The sequence below is a fragment of the Oscillibacter sp. CU971 genome, from assembly GCF_905219725.1.
GTDB lineage: Bacteria > Bacillota > Clostridia > Oscillospirales > Oscillospiraceae > Oscillibacter.
In genome coordinates this window covers 1-3,133 of the sequence record NZ_CAJMXG010000289.1, presented here as the reverse complement: position 1 = coordinate 3,133, position 3,133 = coordinate 1, and the positions used below count along the sequence as shown (strand labels likewise).

General features: G+C 54.7%; 4 protein-coding genes and 1 pseudogene. 2 read left to right on the top strand and 3 right to left on the bottom strand.

Going from position 1 to position 3,133, the window contains the following annotated elements:
* The 3 genes and pseudogenes from JX325_RS14225 to dmpI form a co-directional block, all read right to left on the bottom strand.
* A pseudogene (locus tag JX325_RS14225) lies at positions 1-816 on the bottom strand (ATP-binding protein); the annotation flags it as partial.
* Entirely contained in the window at positions 813-1,538 is a 726-nt protein-coding gene (locus JX325_RS14220) for a LytTR family DNA-binding domain-containing protein (protein ID WP_204791746.1), read from the bottom strand. The gene JX325_RS14220 and the pseudogene JX325_RS14225, both read right to left, overlap by 4 nt.
* Before the next feature lie 171 nt (positions 1,539-1,709).
* Positions 1,710-1,919, bottom strand: coding sequence for a 4-oxalocrotonate tautomerase DmpI (dmpI, locus tag JX325_RS14215; RefSeq protein WP_204791745.1), 210 nt, complete (start codon positions 1,917-1,919; stop codon positions 1,710-1,712).
* A gap of 159 nt (positions 1,920-2,078) precedes the next feature.
* On the opposite strand from dmpI, the gene JX325_RS14210 reads away from it, so the two are divergent.
* Together JX325_RS14210 and JX325_RS14205 are read left to right on the top strand one after the other, a co-directional pair.
* Positions 2,079-2,636 (top strand): helix-turn-helix domain-containing protein, encoded by a 558-nt coding sequence (locus JX325_RS14210; RefSeq protein WP_204791744.1) that lies wholly within the window; start codon positions 2,079-2,081, stop codon positions 2,634-2,636.
* A 14-nt stretch (positions 2,637-2,650) separates the two neighbouring features.
* A partial coding sequence (locus JX325_RS14205; protein ID WP_204791743.1) for an MBL fold metallo-hydrolase occupies positions 2,651-3,133 on the top strand: 483 nt, incomplete at its 3' end.

The window sequence follows — 3,133 nt, the reverse complement described above, 5'->3', positions numbered from 1 at the left end:
ATGTTTCAGCTGCCGGATGCGGGTATAAAACTGCTCCGCCTCATGGATACGCGCCCGGATTGCCTGTGTCTGCTGGTATTCCATGTAGTGAGTGGCCTGTTCCTCCCGGAGCGCGGCCATACCTTGCTGAAAAGCGATGGTCAGCCAGGCCCCGGCGTAGAACAGCAGGGCCAGCACCGGCACTACCGCCAAAAACGCGGGGTGGCGCTCGTAGAGCTGGAGCAGAACGCCGTCCTTGAACTCAATCAGCAGCCGGGAGATCACCTGTCCGAACAGAATCCCCGCCATTGGCACCAGGGCGAGATAGCACAGCTCCCGCCGATGGAGCGTCATTTTCTGCTTTCGCATTTGACGTTGGAGGGCATAGAGCATGACGGCCAGCATAGAGGCGTGGGACAGCAGGAACAGCGTGACCAGCAGGGCAGCGCGGAGAAAGACCGCCTCCGGCGGTTCCAGGCGGTAGGGGACTGACCGCTCCACGATAAAATACAGACTTTGCACCATCAGGCCGCTGGAAATTCTGGCGTTGAAGTAGAGCAGCGTCAGAAGGAACACAGACGGCTTTTCCAGGCCGATCCACTTGGATACCGCCAGCAGCATCGCCATCAGGATCAGCCCAAAGGAGCCTTGGGGCAGCGCCGCCCGATTGCAGACGATTTCAAAAAGAATGTAGGCGGAAAAAACAAGGAACAGCCCGCGCCGCCGTTTGTCCTGCGAAACGAAAGGCCGGAAGAAGGCGGTGAGCAGGGCGGCGTATGTCAATTCCGCCCCAGCGGAAAATGCCTGATTGAAGATACGAAATCCTGTCTCACTCATAGCCCAGCCCCCCTTTTCACAAAGCGAAGGTAGGCTTTCACGAAGTCCTGGTACTTGTATTTGGAAATCAACAGCTTTTCCCCGCTGGTCAAAGTCACTTCCGTTTTGCTGTACCCCTCCACATAGGCGAGATTGACAAGATAGCCCTTGTGGACACGGCAGAACTGATCGCCCAGCTCCGCCTCCAAGTCCCGGATTTTCGCGTAGCAGGAAAATTCCCCGTCTTTCAGACGCAGGACTACCTTGTGATTACTGCTTTCAATGTAATAAATGCTGTCCAGCGGTACGGTTCGGCTGGTGCCAGCAGATTGTAGCGTGAGCGCATGGGAAAGCTGCGGCTGAACACGGCCCGCCTCGATCTGTTCCACGGCGCGGGCAAAGACCTGGGCAAATTTTTCCTCGTCCACTGGCTTCAGCAGATATTGGAACGCCCCCACGTCAAAAGCCTCGAACACATACCGCTCATAGCCCGTTACAAAGACAATGACCGGCTGGGCGGCAGAATTGCCCTCCCTGATCTGGCGAGCCAGCGCCATACCGTCCGGGCCGGTAGCGTTCAGCTCAATGTCTAGAAAGAGCAGGTCAATTCCCCGGTAGTCTGCGAGACAGTCACCGGCAGAAGCGTACTCCACGACCTCGCAGGGGCAGTCCTGCGCCCGAATCAAGGACGCAAGGTAGGCGCGGGTGGGGGCTTCATCATCACAAATTGCTATTCTCATCATGGCAATATTCCTCTACCTGTTTATTCGTTCAAATAGCCGTCAGGGTAAGCCCGGTTGACGTGACTGGACGGTTTAATAGCGTAACTGGACAGACAGCTTGTCTCTGACATTATATCATAAAACGAAAAGCGGGGAGCTGACTTTACAGGCAGCTCCCCAGGAAATATGAAGCTATTGATGTTTCCTCATATATTCCTCTTTAACTTTATCAATCGTTTTTCCACCAATACCAAAATTTTTATCCGATACTTCCTTAATTGTGGTCACAAAAAATTCTTGTGGTACTCTCATAATTTCAGAAGATACTTCCGTCAAGCGCCTGATCAATTCCTCTTTTTGTTCATCAGATAATGTACCGCTTTCAATCGTAATATAGGGCATTTTGTACTCCTTTCAGGAACCGGTTTGACGTTTGAATTATATCATAAAAAGCAGCACAATTCAATTCCTTGAAAGAAATTTTGGGCGGGGCTTCCATTTATCCGTCCAGTATGTTATAATAGGTTTCTAACTTACGAAAACATACGGAGCGGATATAAAATGGAACCTATGAATTTGAGAATTGGCGAGAAGCTGAAAAGCATCCGCATGGTCCGCACTCTTTCCCTGGACGATGCTGCTGCGCTGACGGGCGTGAGCAAGCCCATGTTAGGCCAGATCGAGCGCGGCCAGTCTGTCCCAACGGTGACAACCCTCTGGAAGATTGCCACGGGGCTGAAAACACCGCTGTCCGCGTTCCTGGAGGAACCGCAGACGGAATACACCGTTACTGGCCCGGACGAGGCAAACGTAGTCTTGGGGGACGGCGGCAAAATGAGGGCCTATCCGCTGTTTACCTATGACCCGGTGCGGAGTGTGGAGACATTCTACATTGAGTTTGACCCGGAGTGCCGCCATTCCTCGGACAAGCACGATGAGGGTGTGGAGGAACACATCTTTGTCCTGCGGGGGACGCTGCGGCTCGTCCTGGGGGACAGGCCAGTGGAGGTCAGCGAGAGACAGGCTATCCGCTTCCGGGCCGACATTCCCCACGCCTATCAGAACGTGACCGGGGACAGGTCTGAGGTCTACAACACCATATTCTATCCACACCATTAAGGAGGACGCAGATTATGTATGAACTGATCCAGGTTTCGGAGCGAAGCTATTACATCCAAAGTCCGGCGAAGATCGGGCTGGCACGGCTGGACGGGCAGGAGGTTTGCCTGATCGACAGCGGCAACGATAAGGATGCGGGCCGCAAAGTCCGTCAGCTTTTGGACACCAACAGCTGGCGGCTCACCGCCATCTACAACACCCACTCCAACGCTGACCACATCGGCGGCAACAGGTATTTGCAGGGCCAGACCGGGTGCATGATCTACGCGCCAGGGATCGACTGCGCCTTTACCCGGCACCCTGTCCTGGAGCCGTCCTTTTTGTACGGCGGGTATCCGTGTTTGGAACGTATCATGGCCAATAGTGTGAATATGGGCCACACAGCCCGCAGTCAGAAACTGCCGCCCGAGAAGCTTATCCAGTTCCTGATTGCCGCCGAGGGCGGGCCGCTGGCGAAGGAGCTGCACCGCGCCGGGATTGACGCGACTCCCGCCGCT

Excerpts from the sequence above, each read along its gene's own strand:
- JX325_RS14220 (WP_204791746.1), bottom strand. The coding sequence starts at position 1,538 with ATGATGAGAATAGCAATTTGTGATGATGAAGCCCCCACCCGCGCCTAC.
- JX325_RS14210 (WP_204791744.1), top strand. The coding sequence starts at position 2,079 with ATGGAACCTATGAATTTGAGAATTGGCGAGAAGCTGAAAAGCATCCGC.
- dmpI (WP_204791745.1), bottom strand. The coding sequence starts at position 1,919 with ATGCCCTATATTACGATTGAAAGCGGTACATTATCTGATGAACAAAAA.